15 protein-coding genes are annotated in these 18,583 nt (G+C 70.9%); 3 read left to right on the forward strand and 12 right to left on the reverse strand.

The annotated features are described in order from the left end of the window. Positions 1 to 36 precede the first annotated feature (36 nt). The 8 genes from menC to ACZ5CR_RS15170 all read right to left on the reverse strand — a co-directional run bounded on the left by menC (position 37) and on the right by ACZ5CR_RS15170 (position 12,376). A complete protein-coding gene (gene menC / locus ACZ5CR_RS15135; RefSeq protein WP_468857516.1) occupies positions 37 to 1,143 on the reverse strand; it encodes an o-succinylbenzoate synthase in 1,107 nt (368 codons plus the stop codon). 32 nt (positions 1,144 to 1,175) lie between these two features. After that, positions 1,176 to 2,117 carry a GNAT family N-acetyltransferase gene (locus ACZ5CR_RS15140; protein WP_468857518.1) on the reverse strand — a complete coding sequence of 314 codons (942 nt, stop codon included), beginning with the start codon at positions 2,115 to 2,117 and terminating at the stop codon, positions 1,176 to 1,178. Then, positions 2,114 to 3,253, reverse strand: coding sequence for a M20 family metallopeptidase (locus tag ACZ5CR_RS15145; protein ID WP_468857798.1), 1,140 nt, complete (start codon positions 3,251 to 3,253; stop codon positions 2,114 to 2,116). Before ACZ5CR_RS15145 ends, ACZ5CR_RS15140 begins: the two co-directional genes overlap by 4 nt. Positions 3,254 to 3,329: 76 nt before the next feature. After that, the gene (locus tag ACZ5CR_RS15150; RefSeq protein WP_468857519.1) at positions 3,330 to 6,650 is read right to left on the reverse strand and encodes a serine hydrolase; all 3,321 of its coding nucleotides are present in this window, start codon (positions 6,648 to 6,650) and stop codon (positions 3,330 to 3,332) included. A 49-nt stretch (positions 6,651 to 6,699) separates the two neighbouring features. Beyond that, positions 6,700 to 7,707 (reverse strand): ABC transporter ATP-binding protein, encoded by a 1,008-nt coding sequence (locus ACZ5CR_RS15155; protein WP_468857520.1) that lies wholly within the window; start codon positions 7,705 to 7,707, stop codon positions 6,700 to 6,702. Continuing rightward, positions 7,704 to 9,713, reverse strand: a complete 2,010-nt coding sequence (locus tag ACZ5CR_RS15160; RefSeq protein WP_468857521.1) for a dipeptide/oligopeptide/nickel ABC transporter permease/ATP-binding protein — start codon at positions 9,711 to 9,713, stop codon at positions 7,704 to 7,706. Before ACZ5CR_RS15160 ends, ACZ5CR_RS15155 begins: the two co-directional genes overlap by 4 nt. Further along, positions 9,713 to 10,729, reverse strand: a complete 1,017-nt coding sequence (locus tag ACZ5CR_RS15165; RefSeq protein ID WP_468857522.1) for an ABC transporter permease — start codon at positions 10,727 to 10,729, stop codon at positions 9,713 to 9,715. The genes ACZ5CR_RS15160 and ACZ5CR_RS15165 overlap by 1 nt, the downstream gene beginning before the upstream one ends. Positions 10,730 to 10,741: 12 nt before the next feature. Further along, on the reverse strand, positions 10,742 to 12,376 hold the full coding sequence (locus tag ACZ5CR_RS15170) for an ABC transporter substrate-binding protein (RefSeq protein ID WP_468857524.1): 1,635 nt from the start codon (positions 12,374 to 12,376) through the stop codon (positions 10,742 to 10,744). A gap of 455 nt (positions 12,377 to 12,831) precedes the next feature. Between ACZ5CR_RS15170 and ACZ5CR_RS15175 the strand changes: the two genes are divergently transcribed. Continuing rightward, the gene (locus ACZ5CR_RS15175; protein WP_468857525.1) at positions 12,832 to 13,092 is read left to right on the forward strand and encodes a hypothetical protein; all 261 of its coding nucleotides are present in this window, start codon (positions 12,832 to 12,834) and stop codon (positions 13,090 to 13,092) included. A 30-nt stretch (positions 13,093 to 13,122) separates the two neighbouring features. Here the strand turns inward: ACZ5CR_RS15175 and ACZ5CR_RS15180 are convergent, their stop codons facing one another. Together ACZ5CR_RS15180 and ACZ5CR_RS15185 are read right to left on the reverse strand one after the other, a co-directional pair. Beyond that, positions 13,123 to 13,950, reverse strand: a complete 828-nt coding sequence (locus ACZ5CR_RS15180; protein ID WP_468857527.1) for an aldo/keto reductase — start codon at positions 13,948 to 13,950, stop codon at positions 13,123 to 13,125. A gap of 292 nt (positions 13,951 to 14,242) precedes the next feature. Further along, on the reverse strand, positions 14,243 to 15,748 hold the full coding sequence (locus ACZ5CR_RS15185) for a hypothetical protein (protein ID WP_468857529.1): 1,506 nt from the start codon (positions 15,746 to 15,748) through the stop codon (positions 14,243 to 14,245). Positions 15,749 to 16,005: 257 nt separating this feature from the next. On the opposite strand from ACZ5CR_RS15185, the gene ACZ5CR_RS15190 reads away from it, so the two are divergent. Further along, the gene (locus tag ACZ5CR_RS15190; RefSeq protein WP_468857530.1) at positions 16,006 to 16,188 is read left to right on the forward strand and encodes a hypothetical protein; all 183 of its coding nucleotides are present in this window, start codon (positions 16,006 to 16,008) and stop codon (positions 16,186 to 16,188) included. 159 nt (positions 16,189 to 16,347) lie between these two features. Here ACZ5CR_RS15190 and ACZ5CR_RS15195 read toward each other — a convergent pair whose 3' ends face one another. Further along, positions 16,348 to 17,418, reverse strand: a complete 1,071-nt coding sequence (locus ACZ5CR_RS15195) for a serine hydrolase domain-containing protein (protein WP_468857799.1) — start codon at positions 17,416 to 17,418, stop codon at positions 16,348 to 16,350. A 214-nt stretch (positions 17,419 to 17,632) separates the two neighbouring features. Next, the gene (locus ACZ5CR_RS15200; protein ID WP_468857531.1) at positions 17,633 to 17,836 is read right to left on the reverse strand and encodes a hypothetical protein; all 204 of its coding nucleotides are present in this window, start codon (positions 17,834 to 17,836) and stop codon (positions 17,633 to 17,635) included. A 77-nt stretch (positions 17,837 to 17,913) separates the two neighbouring features. Between ACZ5CR_RS15200 and ACZ5CR_RS15205 the strand changes: the two genes are divergently transcribed. Beyond that, entirely contained in the window at positions 17,914 to 18,477 is a 564-nt protein-coding gene (locus ACZ5CR_RS15205; RefSeq protein WP_468857532.1) for a DinB family protein, read from the forward strand. Positions 18,478 to 18,583: the final 106 nt, after the last annotated feature.

Here is an 18,583-nt window from a genome sequence, read left to right on the forward strand (position 1 = left end):
TGTGCGGTGCTCTCGTCGGCTGCCACAAGGGGCCCGTCACAACGGGATCCACTCCGTGTCGACGGTGACCTCCTCAAGGGCGTCCGGGAGCGGTGCGACACCGAGTCCGGGGCCGTCGGGGACCGCGAGATGGCCATCGGCGAGCACGAACGGCTCGGTGATGTCGGTGCGGTAGAAACGGTCGGACGCGGAGGTGTCGCCGGGCAGCGTGAAGCCCGGCAGGGCGGCCAGAGCGACGTTCGCGGCACGGCCGAGGCCGGTCTCCAGCATGCCGCCGCACCACACGGGCACGCCGTGCGCGGCGCACACGTCGTGGATACGGCGGGCCTCCAGATAGCCGCCGACCCGGCCGGGCTTGATGTTCACGATGCTGCACGCGCCGAGGGTGATCGCCGCCGCCGCGGACCGGGCCGAGGTGATCGACTCGTCCAGGCACACCGGTGTGGCAAGGGCCTTGGCGAGCTGCGCGTGGCCGAGGAGGTCTTCCTCGTCCAGCGGCTGCTCGATCAGCAGCAGGTCGAACGGGTCGAGTCGGGCCAGGTGCCGGGCGTCGGCGAGGGTGTAGGCGGTGTTGGCGTCGACCTGGAGCAGCAGATCGTCGCCGAAGCGCTCGCGCACCGCACGTACCGGCGCGATGTCCCAGCCGGGCTCGATCTTGAGCTTGATGCGGCGATACCCCTCGTCGAGGTAGGCGCCCACCGCGTCGAGCAGCTGTGGCACCGAGTCCATGATGCCCACGGACACCCCGCACGGCACACGGTCGTGGACGGCGCCGAGCTCTCGCGCCAGTGGCACCCCTCGGGTGCGCAGTTCGGCGTCGAGTACGGCCATCTCCAGCGCGGCCTTCGCCATCCGGTGGCCCCTGAACGGTTCGAGGGCCGGGGCGACGCCGACCGCGTCGAGGCGTGGGTACCGGCCGAGGGCGGGGACCAGGAATCGGCGCAGCACGTCGGCGCAGGCGGCCGAGTACTCCGAGGAGTACAGCGGATCGACCATGGCGACGCACTCCCCCCAGCCCTCGGCGTCGGTGCCCACCGCGCGCAGGAGCAGCGCCGTGCGTTCCGTCTGTGTGCCGAACGAGGTGCGGAAGGGGGCCACCAACGGCAGCCGGACCTGACGGAGTTCGACTCCGGTGAGCTTCACTGTGTGTCCTTGTCTACGAGCAGGTACGAGGCCTACGAGGTGGAACGCGGATCTACGAGGAGGTACCAGCCGGCGCGGTCGAATCCCGTCACCTGCCACCCGTCGGCGAGGAGCCCGCCGAGGACGTCGCGCACGCCGGAGCGCCAGGCCGCCGCGGACTGCGGGTCGGTGCGGCGCAGTTGCTCGATGTCCTCGGGCACGGCGACCAGGGTCCGGGGCCCGATGACGGAGTACGCGTGCGGCCGGCCGTCGGCGGTGGCGCCCAGGGCGACGGTGGCTCCACCGGTCAGTTCGGCCGTCGCGTCGGTGGCCCGGTGGTGGCCGTTGCAGGCCGCGGCGGTCTCGGGGGCGGCCAGCCGCCACTCCACCAGGAGGCGGTCGGTGTCGTCCGCGCCGTTGATGCCGTCGTTCATGCGGCCGTAGAAGTTGGGCAGGTACTGCGCCGCCTTTCCGGCCAGCTTGCCGATGTTGAAGTAGGCGTTGCGCCGCACCAGTGGATCGAACGTCCAGGACACCTGGGCCGCGCCCCGCTGCAGCGCCCAGGCCCGCTGGTGCGCCTTGAGGGCGAAGCCGACGCTGCGGCCGCGCATCCGGGCCGAGACACCGGCGATGTGGCTGTGCAGGGCGCCGTCGGGCGGCGGGCCGAAGAAGCCGATGCAGGCGCCGACCAGTTCGCCGCCTCCGTCGAGGGCGGCGTCGACCGGGCCTGCCTCTCCGTCGAAGGCGGCCGCGACATAGCTGCCCGCCTTGTCCATCGCACGCAGCAGCTCGGTGGTCGCGAGGGCGTTCTCGCCGCCCGGTTTCCAGATGCCTTCGAAGAGCCGGCAGGCGGCCTCCAGGTCCGGCAGGGCGCTGATCGGCCGCACGTGGCAACCGGCCGCGTGCGCCGCGGCGTCGGCGGCGGTCAGTGCGTCCGCCGCGATCCGGTGGCCGGCGTCGGGCGCGAAGTCAGTGGCGGCGGACCTGTCCGTCATCGGGGGCTCCTGGCGATCGCTGTCGTGTCACTCTCGCGTGCTGCCTGCGGGTGCTCGGCGAGCACGGCGCCGACGAGTGCCGTCAACAGGGCTGTGCGGCGCGGGAGTTCCGCGACGATCACGTGCTCGTCGGTGGCGTGTGCGCCACCGCCCACCGCACCCAGGCCGTCCAGGGTCGGGATGCCGACACCCGCGGTGAAGTTGCCGTCCGACGCTCCCCCGACGGCGGCGGCCGTGAGCGGGCCGATGCCGAGCTCTTCGGCCAGTCGCCCGGCGCGGCGGTAGAGCGCCTCCGACGCGGCGTGCGGCAGGGGCGGGCGGTTGGGTCCGCCGGTCACTTCCAGCGTCGCGCCGCCGAGTACGGGTCGCAGCCCGTGGAGGGCGGTGTCCACGCGGGTCTGTTCCCCGGCGTCGCGTACGCGGACGTCGACGGCGAACCGGCCGTGGGCGGGGACGGTGTTGGTGGTGGTTCCGGCGCTCAGCGCGGTCGGGGTGACGGTGGTGCCCGCGTCGGTGTCGGACAGCGCGGCGACCGCGAGTATCTGGTGGGCGGTCTCGATCCCGGCGTTCACACCGCGGTGCGGTTCCAGGCCCGCGTGGGCGGCCCGGCCGGCGACTCGTATCTCGTACAGGGAGACTCCCTTGCGTTCGGTCTTCAGCGCGCCGCCGTCGGCGGACGCCTCAAGGACGAACGCCGCGGCGCAGCCTGCCGCCTCGGACTCGATCAGCTCCCGCGAGGACGGCGAGCCGAGCTCTTCGTCGCCGGTGACCAACAGGGTCACCCCGTCGACGGCGTCGGGGCCGAGCGCGGCGAGCGCGTGGAAGGCCATGACGAGTCCGGCCTTCATGTCGAAGCAACCGGGTCCGCGCAGGACGCCGTCCCGGACCGTGAACGGGTGGGTGTCCAGGGAGCCGATCGGCCACACCGTGTCGTGGTGGCCGAGCAGCAGGACGCGCCGGGGTCCGCTGCCCAGACGCCAGCGCAGATGAGTGCGGCCGTCCACGGTGATCAGGTCCGGCTCGGCGCCCAGGTGCGACGCGCCGATCCTGGCCACCTCTTCGGCGCTGCGGGCCACGGCGGTGAGGTCGGCCGACGGCGACTCGGTGCGTACCAGGCGCCCGATGTCGTCGATCATCGCGGGCAGTGCGTCCTCGAACTGGGCGACGCTGGTGGGGTCGTGAGGCATCTGAACGCCGTGCGGGCGCTTCACGTCAGGACACCTTCGGGGTCGCGCGGACGCCGAAGTGCACATACGGCTCGCCGGTCGGGAGCGCGTAGAACGTCACGGGGATCCAGGACGGGCTGCCGGGCAGCCGTACGACGAAGAGGTCGTCCGACACGGGCACCAGGTCGCCCTCCTGCACCGTCTCGGGCACCATGTCGGCGAGCGGCCCCGTCACCGTCTGACGCATCCGTGGCCCGTCGGCGCCCTGAAGGATCTCGATGCGCGCGCCTGCCCTTTCGTACCGGCCCAGATGGCGGTCGACGTCCACCGTCACCGGCTCGGCCGGGGGCCCCAGCGGCTCGGGCATGGTGACCCCGGCGAGGTCGGCGAAGATCTCGCGGAACAGTTCCAGGTACAGGTCGTGGCTGCTCCCGCCGTTGGTGAGGAGGGTGACGGCGAGGTCCTGCTCGGGCAGCAGGCGCAGGAACGCCGACTGGCCGATGGTGTTGCCGTCGTGTCCGACGAGCTGGTGGCCGCCCCAGCCGAAGCGGATCCAGCCAAGACCCCAGGAGTCCCCGAGTGTGTGCGCGTCCGGCAGGTCGACCTGCTTCTCGGTCATCGCGGACGCCGCCTGCCGCGACAGGACGTGGGTGTCGTCGGCGGTGCGGCCACCGGCAAGGTGCATACGGGCGAAGGCGAGGACGTCGGCGGCCGTCGCGGTGATGAGCCCGGCCGGGCCCGCCGAGCGGGGCAGGCCCCATGCCGGGACCGGCCGTGGGTCCTCATCGCCCTGGGCGGCGTGTCCCATCGCGGTGCGGAAGCGCAGCGCCTCCTCCGGCAGCGTGACGGTGTGCGCGAGGCCCAGGGGGGTGCACAGCCGCTCCTTGAGGGCGTTGTCCCAGCTCATGCCGGTGAGCTTCTCGATGACCCGCCCTGCGAGTACGAAGCCCGAGTTGCAGTACGAGAACGTCGCACCCAGCGGGTGGATCTGCGCCGCCGTGCCCAACTCGTCCACGAAGCGCTCGACGCAGTCGTCTCCACGGCCGGTGTCGGTGAAGATGTCGCCGTCGATGCCGCTGGTGTGCGTGAGCAGATGCCGTACGGTCACCTGCTTCGCCGTCCGCGGATCGGAAAGACGCAGCTCCGGGAGGACATCGGACACGAGGGCGTCGAGGTCGAGCTTCCCCTCGTCGACCAGCTGCATGATCACGGTGGCGGTCCACACCTTGGTGATGGAGCCGATCTGGAAGAGCGAGTCCTCGGTGGCGCTCACACCGGTGTCCTTGTTGAGCACGCCACAGGCGGCCACGGCCAGGTCGTCGCCGCGGGCGATGCCAAGGACCGCGCCCGGCACCCGGTGCCGGGCCGCCAGCTCGCCGAGCCGACGTTCCCAGTACGCGACGTCCAGCGGGGCACGGGCGGGACGTCCGGCCCCACCGGCATGGCGCTCCACCCAGTCCACGACGCGACGTGCGAGGTCGGCCCGGTGCGAGGGTGGTCCCTCGAGCAGGAACAGGTGCGCGCCGCCCGGGTAGAGCACGAGGCGTGTGGGCACGCCCCGCACCCGCAGAGCGGTGAACCACTGCTCGGCCTGCCCGACCGGGCAGCGCTCGTCGGCCGCGCCGTGCAGCACCAGCGTCGGGGTGCGGACATGCTCCACCCGTGAATACGGGGAGAGTTCGGCGTACAGCTCGCGGTTCTGCCACGGCGTGCCGCCCAGCTCGGCCGCGGCCAGCGGGAACGCCTCGTCGCTGGTGCCGCACATGCTGGTCGGATCGCTGACCACGCCACCGGCGACGGCGGCGGCGAAGCGGTGGTCACGACTGGTCAGGTAGCAGGTCATGAAGCCGCCGTAGCTGTAGCCGGCCACGGCGAGGCGCTCCGGGTCGGCGATCCGTTCGGCGACCAGGGTGTCCAGCGGTTCGAGGAAGTCCGGGGCGTCCGCCTTGCCCCACGCGCCGCGTGCCGCGGTGAAGAACTCCTCGCCGTAGCCGTCGCTGCCACGGGGGTTGAGCAGGAGCACCGACCAGCCGCGTGCCGCAAGGACCTGGTGGTACAGGTGGAAGGGGTCGGCCGCACCGTTCCAGGCGTTGTGCGGGCCGCCGTGGATGTCGAGCAGCAGCGGCGTGGGGCCGGTGGCGGCCGGGTCGCGCAGCAGCCACCCGTGCACCGTGGTGCCGTCGGATGTGGTGAACTCCCGCTCCTGCGGCTCGAAGAACTCCCTCTCCCCCAGGCCCGCCCCGTGCCGGGTGAGCACCTGCTCGCGGCCGGTCGACACCTCGACGGTCGATATCTCGCCGTACGAGGTGGACGTCGCCACGACGAAGGCGGCGGTGTCACCGACGGTGGACAGGCCCGAGACGACGCGGCCCGCGCCGCCCACAAGCGGGCGGGGTTCGCTGCCGTCGGCGTTCATCGCGTACAGGTGGGTGCAGCCGCGCTCGCGCAGGCAGAACAGCACGAGGGGGCCGTCCACGGCCGGTTGGGGCAGTGCGCCCGGGTAGCCGGGGCCGCCGGGCATCACATTGCGGTCGAGTCCGGCGGTGAGGTCGACCGGTTCGCCGCCGTGCGCCGGGACGCGCAGCACGCTCGCGTGGCCGAGTGCGGTGTCCGTACGGCCCACGACAAGGAGCGCGTCGCCGCCGGCGGTCCAGTTGACGGCGTGCGCGACGCCCTCGCCGGAGCCGGCCAACCGCGGCTCGGCTCCAGGAACCAGGCAGTCCACGACGTACGCCTCGGAGCGGAGCGTCAGGTCGGCGTCGGCGCCGCGTGCCGCACAGAAGGCGAGACTGCGGCCGTCCGGCGACCAGGCCGGGCTTCCCGCGTGCCAGTCGCCGTGGGTGACCTGCCGGACCTCACGGCTTTCGAGATCCAGGATGTGCAGATGGCTGCGGACCGTGCCGAAGAGGCCATGTCCGTCGGTCTTGTAGTCGAGCCGGTCCGCCACGACGGGGGCCGCGGTCGCCGCGGAAGCCGGGGTGCCGTCGACCGGCGCAGGGAAAGCGATCGCCGTGCCGTCCGGGCTCCACACCGGCGCCCCCGCACCCGCCGGAAGGTCCGTGACCGGCTCGGGTTCGCCACCGTCCGCGGGCAGCAGCCACAGCTGCGACGGGCTGTCGCCGCCACGCAGGTACGCGATCCACCGGCCGTCGGGGGACCACGCGGGCGCGGTGTCCGCGGGGCCGCGGGTGAGCCGTCGCGCGGCTCCGCCTCCGGTCGGCACGGTCCACAACCCGCGTTCCTCGCGGTCGTGTTCGCGGTCGGCGGTGCGCAACACGTAGACGACGCGCGTGCCGTCCGGTGACAGCGCAGGCTGCTCCGGCAGCGCGATGGCGTAGAGGTCGTCGATGGTCAGACGTCGCGTCACGGTGTGCTGTCTCCTCGATGACGGGGTGAATGGGGGTGGTGTACGAGTGTCACGCAGCGCCTTCTGTATGCGGCCGTCTCGTGAGGGCCAGGTCGGCGGTGGTCGCGAAGTGGCAGGCGGTCTGGTGGGGCCGTGCGGCGGCGTCCTTGGCCGGATCCTCGGTACGGCACAGGTCTCGCCCCGCGTGGAGCTGGGGGCCCGCGGGGCAGCGGGGGTGGTAGTGGCAGCCGGGTGGCGGGTGGTGCGGGTCGGCGGGCTCGGTGGCCGCGAGGGCGTCATCGACGGGTTCCGCGCCGAACCCCGACGCCGATGTACGGCTCGGTACGGCGGCGAGCAGGTCGCGGGTGTACGGGTGGCGCGGGTCGGCGAGGACCTGCTCGGTGGGCCCGGCCTCGACGATCCTGCCGAGATACATCACGGCGACATGGTCACTGAGGTAGCGCACCACGGCCAGGTTGTGCGAGATGAACAGCATGGTCAGGTTCATCTGCCGCTGCACGTCGCGGACCAGGTTGAGCACGGCGCCCTGGACGGATACGTCGAGGGCCGAGGTGATCTCGTCGGCGATGACGACCTGCGGCCGCCCCGCCAGTGCACGGGCGACCGCCACGCGCTGCCGCTGGCCGCCGGAGAGCTGTCCGGGCAGCATCGGGGCCCGGTCCGGATCGAGGTTGACCTGCTCCAACAGCCGGGCCACCTCGGCCCGACGAGCCGCCGCGCCGCGCCCTCGTTCACGCGGCAGGGCCTCGGCGACGGAGTCCCCGATACTCATCCGCGGGTCGAGGGAGGAGTACGGGTCCTGGAAGACCATCTGCAACGGTCGGCGCCGGCCGCGCAGCCGACGTACATCGGTCCCGTCGAGGAGGATGCGGCCTGTGGTGAGCGGGGCGAGGCCGACCGCCGCGCGGGCCAGCGTCGACTTTCCCGAGCCCGACTCCCCCACCAGGCCGACCACTTGGCCGGACGGCACGGTCAGGTGCGCGCCGTCCACCGCGGTCAGGGCGTGGCGGCGGGTGCCGTAGCGCACGCTCACCCCGTCGAAGACGAGCTCGCTCATGCCGTCCCTCCTCCTGTCACGGTCTCTTCGGCTTCGGCTTCGGCTTCGGCTTCGGCTTCGACTCCGACTTCGACTTCGGCCTCAACTTCGGCTTCGCCTCCGACCAGTTCGGTCGTGTCCTTGCTGGGGTGCCAGCAGGCGATCCGGTGCCCGACCGTGTACGTGAGCGGCTCGGGGTCCTCGCGGCGACAGTGGTCGTCCGCAAAGGGGCAGCGCGGGGCGAACGCGCACCCTTGCGGTATCCGGTCCGGCTCCGGCGGGCGGCCGGGGATCACGGCCAAGGGGCGGTCCCGGTCGGTGTCGAGGTCCGGTACGGCGGCGAGGAGCGCCCGGGTGTAGGGGTGCCGGGCCGCGGTGAACAGGTCGGCCGCGGGCAGGTCTTCGACGATGCGGCCCGCGTACATGACGAGCACCCGGTCGCAGGTGCGGGCGATGACCGTGATGTCGTGGCTGATGAGCAGGATGGCGGTGGCCCGCTCGTCCCGGACCTCGGTGAGCAGGCGCAGCACCTGCCGCTGCACGGTGACGTCGAGGGCGGTGGTCGGCTCGTCCGCGATGATCAGCATGGGGTCGCCCATGAGGCCCATGCCGATCATCGCGCGCTGTCGCATACCGCCGGAGAACTCGTGCGGATACTGGCGTGCGCGACGCTCGGGCGCCGGTACGTGTACGGCGCGCAGCCGGTCCACGGCCCGTGCGAACGCGGCGCTCCGGGAGAGGTGTTGATGGTGTTCGGCGACCTCGGCGAGCTGCCGCCCCATGCTCGTGACCGGATTGAACGAGGACATCGGGTCCTGGAAGACCATCGCGAGGGAGGTACCGAGCAGACGGCGCAGCTCACGCTCGTCGGCGTCGAGCAACGGCGTGCCGGTGAACTCGAGTCGCCGGGCGGTGACGTGGGCCGGGTGCTCGACGAGCCGGGACACGGCCATCGCGGTCAGGCTCTTGCCCGACCCGGACTCGCCCACCACGCCGACGGCCTCGCCCGGGTGCACGGCGAAGCTGACCCCTCGCACCGGTTTGGTCCACCCCGTGGGCCCCGGGAAGGCGACCTGCAGGTTCTGCACCGCGAGCACCGGCTGCCCGTCGGCGTCCGGCCGGTGCGCGGCCGCGTCCTCGTCGGTGTCCTGGGCGGGCGGTGGGAGCGGACGGGCGCCGGCGGCCTGACGTGACAGCGTACGTACGCCGAGGGCGGCTGCCGCTGCCTCGCCGAAGAGGTTGAACGCGAGGCCGGTGACGACGACCGCCACGCACGGCGCGAGCGCGGGCGCCGGGGTGAGGTTGATCCGGCCAAGGCCCTCGCCGAGGAGGCGGCCCCAGTCGTAGTCCGGCGCCTGTACGCCAAGTCCGAGGAACGAGAGCCCGGAGAAGGCGAGGAGGGAGGCGCCCGCGCCGATGGTGGCGTTGACGGCAAGCGGCTCGGCGATGTTGGGCAGGATGTGGCGCACCAGGAGCCGCATCCGGCCGACGCCGACGGTCCGGGCAGCGGCCACGAAGTCCCGGCCCGCGACCGACGCGCTCAACGTCTGGGTGAGCCTGGCGAAGGCGGGGGCCATCGCCAGGCCGATCGCGAGGACCGCGCCGGTGGCGCCCACCCCGAAGATGACCGCGAAGAACAGAGCGAGCAGCAGGCCGGGGAAAGCGACGGCGATGTTCACCACGGAGGTCATCAACCGCCCCGCCCCGCGCGGCAGCACGGAGGGCAGCGCGCCCAGAACCAGTCCCAGGACCACACCCAACAGGGTGGCGGTCACCGCGAGCAGCAGCGAGAGCCGGGTGGCCACAAGAACGCGGTAGAAGATGTCGCGGCCCAGGTTGTCCGTGCCCAGCAGATGCGCGCCGGAGGGCCCTTGCTGGATCGCGGCCGTGTCCACCACGGACGCCCTGTCCCCCCACAGGACCGGGGCGAGTACGGCCAGGACGACCACCGCGAGCAGTAGAAGACCGGCGCATGCGCCGACGGGGGTACGGGCGACCGAGGACCATCGGGAGCGTGCCGCGGACATCAGACCTCCCCGATCGCGGAGCGCGGGTCGAGCAGGGCGAGCGCCACATCGACGAGCAGGTTCACCACAAGGACTCCGGCCCCGTAGACGAGCACGATGCCCTGCACGACCGGATAGTCCTTCTGCACGATGGACTGCACGATCGTCGAGCCGAGGCCGGGCCAGGCGAACACGTTCTCCACGAGGACCGTCCCCGCGACGAGCGCCGAGAGCAGCAGACCGCCGAGGGTGAGCGTGGCGGTCAGGGCGTTGGGCAGCGCGTGGCGCACATACACGCGGCGCGGCGGCAGCCGCTTGGCGCGCGCGGTGCGCACATAGTCGTGGCCGAGGACCGACAGCATCTCCACCCGGCCGATCCGGGCGAGCACCGAGGCGGGGCCGATGGACAGGGCGAGGACCGGAAGGACGTACGAGCTCGGTCCCTCGCGGCCCGCGACGGGGAACCAGTCGAGGCGCACCGCGAACACGTAGGCCAGCACGACCGCGAGCAGGAACTCCGGTACCGCGGCGAGCAGCACGCTGACGGAGGTGAAGGCCAGTTCGGCGCCGCGGCGGCGCCCGCCCCGGGTCACGGCGGCCATCGCCGTGCCCAGCGGGACGGCCACCGCGAGGGCCAGTACGAAGGCGAGTCCGGCCAGTTGCACGGTCGCGGGCAGCCGGTCGCCGATCGTCTGCGTCACGGGCTGGCCGCTGATGGTGGAACTGCCCAGATCGCCGGTGAAGAGGCCTCCCAGGAAGTGCAGGTACTGCTGCCACAGCGGGTCGTCGAGACCCAGCTCCGCGCGCTTCGCCGCCACCAGGTCAGGCGAAGCGGTCATGCCCAGAGCGGCTCGCACCGGGTCACCGGGGATGAGATGGATCATCAGGAACGCCGCTGTGACGAGCACCCACAGCGACACCACAAGGCGGGCCGAGCGGCGCATGCCGAACAGCAGCCAGCGGTTGCCCCGCCAGTCGGGGGCAGCCGACGCCGACGGCGCGTCGGCGCCCGCCGTCGCGGTTGTCGCGGTCGTCATCGAACCGTCCCCCTAGTTCGCGTACATACGGATCGAGGACGGGACGATCGAACCCTGATCGACCTTGAAGCGAGCGGCCTTGCCGAAGACCGGGGTGAGGGAGTTGTAGTACGGCACCGCGTCGAGGTGCTTGATCAGCGCCTTCTCGGCCTGCTGCCACTGCGGGCAGCCGGCGGCTCCGACCTTGGCCGAAGCCTTCTGTACGAGGCCCTGGTACTCGGGGTTGTCGACTCCCGCGAAGTTCACGCCCTTGGGCGGCGTGGGCCCGGACATGAACGGGACGAGTTGGGTGGGCGCCCCGAGGGAGATCGGGCCCATGGAGACGTCCCAGTCGCCGGAGCCGAAGAGCGTGCTGTTCAGTCCGGGGCTGTCCGCCGGCTTCATCTTGACCTCGGCCCCGAGGCTCTTCCACTCCTTCTGGATCAGCTCGGCGCCCGCGGCCATGGTGGGCCCGTTCTGGGTGCCGTACATCAGGCTCATCGTGAGCTTCTTGCCGTTCTTGGTACGGATTCCACCGGCGCCCGGTTCCCAACCGGCCGCGCTCAGGCCCGACTTGGCTGCCGCGAGGTCGTGCTGCGGCAGGTTCCCGGTGACCGAGTCACCGGTACAGGCTCGCGGCTCGTCGGTGACCATGCCCTGGGACGGCTTTCCGGTTCCGTTGGTGATCACCTTGCCCACATCGGGCAGGTTCAGTGCCTGGACCAGTGCCCGGCGCACCTTCTCGTCAGCTCCGGGGCGGGCCCCGCTCTGGTTGAAGTACAGCTCGCCCAACGGCGCTTGCACGTCGGCGTGGAAGAGCTTCTGCGCGGCAAGGCGCTTCTGCTCGGGGCCGGACATCGGCGCGGCGTTGAGCTCTCCGGAAAGGAGCAGGTTCGCGGCCGTGCTCTCGTTGGGGATCACCCGGATCTTCACGGTGTCGGGCAGCCCCTTGGCCCCCGGTTCGGACGCCCCCGGGCCCCAGCTGTAGTCCTTGCGCCGGGTGAGAGTGTAGTGGTCGCCCGTGACGGCCTCGGTCATGGTGAACATGCCGGTGCCGCTGCCCTTGCCTCCCTTGGCCAGTGCCGTGCGGTCCTTCAGGCCCTTGCCGCAGGCGATCGGCACGGAACCGGCGTTGCGCAGCAGGAACGCGTCGGGGGCACCGCTGGTGAGAGTGACGGTGCGCTGCTTGTCGTCGGGCTTCGCCGTGGTGCCCGGCTGGATCTGCACACCGGCCAGTGGCGACTTGTTCTCCGGGTCACCGATGTAGTCGATGTTCGCGGCCACGTCGCTCGCGGTCAGCGTCGAGCCGTCGGAGCACTTGACGTCGGGGCGCAGCGTGAAGGTCGCCGTCTTCGTCGTCGCTTCCCACTTCCGCGCCAATCCTGCTTCGGGCTCGCCCTTGGCGTTGAGGTGGATCAGCGGGTCGTACAGGTAGCGGTTGACGCCGATGGCGATCGACATCACCGTCTTCGCCGGGTCGAGGGCGCCGGGGTCGGACGCGTAGGCCGTGGTGAACGTCTTGCCGTCCGCCAGCTCGCCTTTCCCCGCGGCGCCCGAGCCGGATCCGCCTCCGCAGCCGCTGACCAGGAGCGCGGCGGCCGCCACCATCGGCAGGACACGTACCGCGGGCGTTGCGGGCGGTCGGTTGAGCTCATCCCACATGGACATGCGGATCCCCACCTCCGAGGCTTCGAACCGGTGATGTCCGAAAGGTAGGGCGGGGACACGGACAACACTTCGTCGCCTACGACAAGGCAGAGGGGCCTGATCTATCGGCGCCGACAGGCCGACAGTCGGGGCCTGGGCCACTGGGGGCTACTGGGGGCTGCTGGGCGGGATCGGCGCAGATATCGGTGAAGCGGTACGCACATGAGGCTTCATGGCGCGCTGTCAGGCCATGGGGCCCGGTGTCCGCAGCATGAGATGGCGTTGCCGGTGCGACCGATCCGTGGAAGCATCCGCGCCATGCTGCGCCAGCTCATTATCAGCTGCGGCGTGCCGGCACCGAGGTGACCTGGAGGCAACCCCTCCCAGGCGGCTCACCGCCCGCACGCAGACCTCTCGCATTCCGCGAGGGGTCTTTTTGCTTTCGCCATCCGTGCAAAGACAAGGAAGCACCCGCGATGACTCCTGATGAGTCCCCCGCCCTCACCACGCTGACGGTGACGCTTCACGACAGCCGCGAGGCACTCGGCCGGATCGTCTCCGCCCTGCGCCCGGTGCCGGTGCGGGAGCTGACCTATGCGGTCCGCGCCCCCGCCCGGGCCACCGCCGAGGTGGTGGTGTCCTCGGCCGATGCCGCCCGGGCGCGCAGGCGCCTCCATCGGGTGGTGGCCGTCCTCACCGTGATCGAGTCGGGCACCAGCCCTGTTCGGGTGAGCTGACCTGTTCCTCCGGAATGAGGCGGACGGCCCTCAGCCGTTGAAGGTGTCCGGGTGGGGGCCGGTCCGCTCGTCGCGGTTCAGTGCGGAGATCTCACCGATGTCGCCCTCGCTGAGCTCGAAGTCGAAGATGTCGAAGTTCTGCTCGATGCGCTTCTGGGTCACCGACTTGGGGAAGACGATGTCCCCACGCTGGATGTGCCAGCGCAGGGTCACCTGGGCGGCCGACTTGCCCTCGCGCTGCGCGATGCGGTTGATGGTGGGGTCGTCGAGCACCTTGCCCTGCGCGATGGGCGACCAGGCCTCTGTGGCGATGTCGTGCTCGGCGCCGAAGGCCCTGACGTCGTCCTGGGTGAGGTAGGGGTGCACCTCGATCTGGTTGACGGCGGGCACCACGTCGCTGTTCTGCATCAGGCGGCGCAGGTGGTTGGGCTGGAAGTTGGAGACTCCGATGGCCTTGGCGCGGCCGGAGCGGTAGATCTCCTCGAGGGCCTTCCAGGTCTCCACGAAGTCACCCTTGCCGGGCAGCGGCCAGTGGATGAGGAAGAGGTCCAGGTAGTCGAGCCCCAGCTCCTCCATGGTGCCGTCGAACGCCTTGAGAGCGTCGTCGTGCTCATGGGCGCCGTTGTTGAGCTTGCTGGTCACGAAGACGTCGGCGCGGTCGAGGCCGGAGTCGCGGACCGCCTGGCCGACCTCCTTCTCGTTGCCGTACATCTGAGCCGTGTCGATGTGCCGGTAGCCGGCCTCCAGCGCGGCCAGCGTCGTCTCCCGGGTCTCCTCCGGCTCGATCTGGAAGGTGCCGAAGCCGAGCTGGGGGATCTCCACTGCGTTGTTGAGGGTGATGGAAGGTACTGCGGTCACGGTGACTCCTTGTGTTGCTGGTTTCGCGGGGTACTGCTGATTCCGCGGGGTACTGCTGGTTTCGCGGGTGGAGAGCGGTACGTCGGGGACTGCTCTCCGTTCACCTCGGCCGCAAAACACACGTATGGGCAGCTTCTGTCCCGCCGTAGGTGCGCGGGACACGGTGGAACATCGCGTTCCGGCCCCATCCCGGGGTACCCGGCATCACGATGCGCAAACCGTTCATATGCCGTAAAACGGTGCACGCGTTCCCCACAGAAACCGGGTGCCCAAGGGAGAGGTCATCTAAAGGTCACCTCCGGATTCCTGCCGCTGCCGCGGGACCCACATGGATGCGCAGGTCACCGAACCGATGGGACGGCCAGCCGCGCGCGTACCCCGGCGGCCCGTCCTCCGCCGTGGCGAGCGTGGCCGTCGGCGTCCGCCGCGCGGTCCGCAGCAGGGCTGCACGGGTGGTGCTGGCGTTGTGCCCCTGCGTCTGGGCGGAGGAGCACCCGGCGTAGAAGGCGATCGGGAGCGCCTCGTAGCCGGTCAGCACGCAAGGCGGCCGCACGCCGAGGCGATGCAGCTCGGACGCCGTGCGGGCCCAGTCCTTGCGGGCGGCGGCGGAGCGGTCCACGACATCCTCGAGGATCGCGTACTGCACCGCCAGATGCCCGGCGGCGGCGAGTGCCACCAGTGTCACGACCACCGGCCTCCATGCTTGGCGCGAGGCGGTGACCAGGTGGACGAGGGCATCGGCGACCGGGATGGCGAGCAGCGCGTAGAACGGCAGCAGGAAGCGCGGCGCCGCGTATCCGATCATGAACAGGTACGGGATGCTCGCCGTCGCGGCACAGGCCAGCGGCAGCAGCGTGCCCGCGGTGCGCCGGGCCCTGACCGCGACAACGAGACCGAGCGCGGCGAGCAGGGGCAGGGCGAACCACCACGCGATCAGCTCCGGGGCCGGAACCGAAGAGGTGCACGGACGGCACAGGGTCTGGCCGCGCAGGCTGCGCAGCTGATCGAGGACGGCGATGTTCCAGCCGAGGCCGCCCTGGATCCGCGAGGCATCGGCGAGGCGGGCACCCAGGCCGCCGAAACCGACGTACGCCTCACCGATCCAACCGACCGCCCCCGCCCCCAGCCCCGCGAGCAGCGCCGCAAGCAACCGCGGCCGACGCCATCGGCGTACACAGACCAGCGAGGCGAGCAGCGGGAGGCTCACCCAGACGGCGTCGATGGGCCGCATCCACGCCATCAGCGCCGCGCCGGCGCCCATGCCCCAGAGCGCGGCCCTGTCACGGCGGTCCACCTGGGCACGCAGGAAGCATCCGACGCCCGCCAGGGCGCCGATCGCGACCCAGTAGTTGGGCATGACCTCCGGGCCGTAGAAGACGGTCACCCAGAGCGTCGCGAAGAGGGCACCCCCCAGGGCGACCACCCGTACGGGGAAGAGACCGCGCCAGACGCGCAGCGCCAGGAAGAGCCCGAGGCCTGACAGCACGGCGAGGTAGACCCGCAGGAGTGAGGTGGACGACGACCATGAGGCGACCGGCGCGACCAGCAGGGAGATCCCGCGGGAACGGGGTGCGCTGAAGAACGCCGCCGGAGCGTGGCCGCTGACCTGACTGACGTACACCGCCTCGTCCCAGCCGAGTCCCATTCCGGGCCGCACCAGGGCCAGTTGGGTCAACGTGAAGACCCCTGCCACGACGGCCGGCCAGATCTGGCTTCCGGCACGCCGCGGGATGCGCGGGGCCGGTGTCGGGCCGCGGCGCTCCATTGCGACGAGCGGGATGTTCAAGGTCTTGGCCATCGCCCGGCTTTCCCCTTACTCACCTGTAGGGCTCCTCTGCTGACCTACAGGGCGCAGGGCAGAAGTCATACATCATTACAAACGTGGACAAATTACCCCGATGCGTTCGGGAGCGCACGCTGGCGCGACACGGCGAGGCGGCACCCACGGAGGTTGCCTCCAGGGTGCGCACCACTCCTGAGGGGTAGTCGTTGCCGGAGAGGTTTACTCGTGTGAAATGTGGTCAGGCGCACGAGAGTTGACACAGGAGGTGCACGTTGTTCCCCAACTTGGGACAGAACGGCCAGTGGGTCCGCACGCGCACGGAGGCCGACGCGAAGGCCTTCATCGAGGAGAAGCGCGCCGACCAGGAGCGCTCCCAGGGAACCGGCACGCTGATCCTGGCGGTCGTGATCGTGCTCTTCCTGGTCGCCGCGGGCCTGTACAGCCGGTTCGGCTGACGTCGCCTGCCTCCACCTCTGCCGCGCCGCCGGTTCGGCTCCTCACCAGGCGGGGCCGGAGGGCACACTGCGGCACCCCTCTCAGGCTTCCGGCCACGGCTGCGGTGCATGCCGTGGCCGGAAGCCTGAGAGGGGTGCTCACCACGTTCTCGAACAGGTTCAGCGGCACAGGGCCTTGTCCACGACCCGTTCCACACGCTTCATGGTCGCCGTGTCGGACGGCTGGACGGTCACCGCGACATTGGCGGCACGTCCGTCGGCGGTGACGCCGCCCCGGGTCTCATATCCCGTGGTGCTACCGCCGTGGCCCCAGTAGACACCACCGCACGACAGCGGTGTGCTCACGAGCCCGAGTCCGTAACGGGCGCCGGAGGCGAAGGGCGCTCCGGCGGGGACGGTCGTGCGCATCTCGGCGAGCTGGGCCGCCGGGAGGAGCCTGCCCGCCAGGAGTGCGGTGAAGAACCGGTTGAGGTCGGAGTTGGTGGAGATCATCTGGCCTGCCGCCCAGCCCCAGGACGGGTCCAGTTCCGTTCCGTCACGCAGCGGCGCACCGGCCGAATCCTGGTAGTAGCCCTTGGGATGGGGCTCCCGGATGGTCACGTCACCGGGTGCGGGGAAGTAGGTGTGGCGCAGCCCTATGGGCTTGATGATGCGCCGCTCCAGTTCCTTGGCGAGCGGACGGTGGGTGACCTTCTCGACGATCAGACCGGCCAGCACATAGTTCGTGTTGCTGTACGCCCACTTCTTCCCGGGCTCGAAGTCGGCCTTGTGCTGGAGAGCGATGTCGAGGAGCTCGCGGGGTTCGTAGTGCCGGACGTCCTCGCCGAGGTATTTGACGTAGTTGGGGAGCCCGCTGGTGTGCTGCAGGAGCTGACGTACGGTGATGCGGCGCCCGTCGATCCCCTCCCCGCGCACGAGGCCGGGCAGATAGGTGTCGACCTTGGCGTCGAGGCCGATCTTCCCTTCGCCGACCAGTTGCAGCACGAGCACCGCGGTGAACGTCTTGGTGTTGCTGCCGATCCGCACCTGACCGTCCCTGGGCACCTTCGAGCCGGTGGCCAGGTCTCCGACCCCCGCCGTGTAGGTACGGGCGTGGCCTTCAGCGCCCTTGACCCCCGCGAGCGCGGCGGGCACTCCGTCGGAGCGCACCAGTGCGTCGAGGCCCTCCTGGACGGTGTCCGGCCTGGCGGAGGCGGACGCCACAGCCGGCGACAAGGTCGCCGCCGTCATGACGGCGGCGACCACCCCGGCCGTCGCGGCCGCGGCCGACACGGCTCCGCGTCGGCCACCCCGCCGCCCGGGAGAACTGAACCTCTGCCATACCTGCTCACGCACTAGCCAACTCCTGCGGAATCGTCGGGAACCCAGCTCCATCTGTCTGGCCCAGCTTTTCCGAATGCGGCACCCCGGGACGATCCTGCTAACCGCCCAGGTCCAGGTAGGGCTAACCCCCGATACACCGCCCCCCGCTCAGCCCGCGCCGGAAGTCCTTGTTCCACTCTTCCCTCGCGGAGCGGTCGTTCTTCGACCGCCCGGGTGCGCCCGTACCCAGGATCGCGATCGCGCCCACGACACTCGTGTAGGACTGCGAGAAGTCGATGATGTCGATGGCACGACCCTGGCCACGCCACTCAGGCAACGGGTGCATATAGGTCACTTCCTGTCCTATACGAGTCCTAGCGTGGCCCCTGACCGGCGGAACACGAACACTTGAAGGCGGAGACCATGGCTGCGAACGAATCGACCATCACCCCCGACGGCCCCGCAAAGGGCCCTGCCGTCACCGGCGAGCGTGCCGAGTGGCTGGAGACGCTGGCCAAGCACCGGCACTTCCTGCGCTTCACCACCCGCGACCTCACCGACGAGCAGGCCGGCCTGCTCACCACCGCCAGCGCACTGTGTCTCGGCGGCCTGATCAAGCACGTCACCGAGGTCGAGCGGATGTGGGTGGGCTTCATCCTGGGCGGACCGTCGACGATGGCCGACTTCGCGGCCATGACCGAGGCCGACCGGGCCCGCCGTGCCGACGAATTCAGGATGCTGCCCGGTGAGACGCTGGCGGGCGTGTTGGCCGATTACGCCGAAGCGGCCCGTCGGACCGACGAACTCGTCGCCACACTGCCCGACTTGGATGCCACGTGGCCTCTGCCGAAGGCCCCGTGGTTCGAGGCCGGTGCGCAGTGGTCGGTTCGCCGGGTGCTGATGCACATCACGACCGAGACCGCTCAGCACTCCGGCCACGCCGACATCATCCGTGAGTCCTTGGACGGCGCCACGAGCATGGCCTGAGTCCTGATCCGCCTGAGCGGATCAGGACTCAGGAAGGCACTTACTTGACTGGTTTTTCAGTTCAGGGAATGCAGGGCATGCCTTCGGTAGGTCTTAGGTCATTGGC

It is taken from the genome of Streptomyces sp. NPDC031274 (assembly GCF_055570235.1).

Bases quoted from the DNA above. Each gene is read 5' to 3' on its own strand.
- ACZ5CR_RS15195 (WP_468857799.1), bottom strand. From the start codon at position 17,418: ATGACGGCGGCGACCTTGTCGCCGGCTGTGGCGTCCGCCTCCGCCAGG.
- ACZ5CR_RS15165 (WP_468857522.1), bottom strand. From the start codon at position 10,729: ATGACGACCGCGACAACCGCGACGGCGGGCGCCGACGCGCCGTCGGCG.
- ACZ5CR_RS15175 (WP_468857525.1), top strand. From the start codon at position 12,832: ATGACTCCTGATGAGTCCCCCGCCCTCACCACGCTGACGGTGACGCTT.
- ACZ5CR_RS15200 (WP_468857531.1), bottom strand. From the start codon at position 17,836: ATGCACCCGTTGCCTGAGTGGCGTGGCCAGGGTCGTGCCATCGACATC.
- ACZ5CR_RS15145 (WP_468857798.1), bottom strand. From the start codon at position 3,253: ATGATCGACGACATCGGGCGCCTGGTACGCACCGAGTCGCCGTCGGCC.
- ACZ5CR_RS15185 (WP_468857529.1), bottom strand. From the start codon at position 15,748: ATGGCCAAGACCTTGAACATCCCGCTCGTCGCAATGGAGCGCCGCGGC.
- ACZ5CR_RS15170 (WP_468857524.1), bottom strand. From the start codon at position 12,376: ATGTCCATGTGGGATGAGCTCAACCGACCGCCCGCAACGCCCGCGGTA.
- ACZ5CR_RS15160 (WP_468857521.1), bottom strand. From the start codon at position 9,713: ATGTCCGCGGCACGCTCCCGATGGTCCTCGGTCGCCCGTACCCCCGTC.
- ACZ5CR_RS15140 (WP_468857518.1), bottom strand. From the start codon at position 2,117: ATGACGGACAGGTCCGCCGCCACTGACTTCGCGCCCGACGCCGGCCAC.
- ACZ5CR_RS15155 (WP_468857520.1), bottom strand. From the start codon at position 7,707: ATGAGCGAGCTCGTCTTCGACGGGGTGAGCGTGCGCTACGGCACCCGC.
- ACZ5CR_RS15205 (WP_468857532.1), top strand. From the start codon at position 17,914: ATGGCTGCGAACGAATCGACCATCACCCCCGACGGCCCCGCAAAGGGC.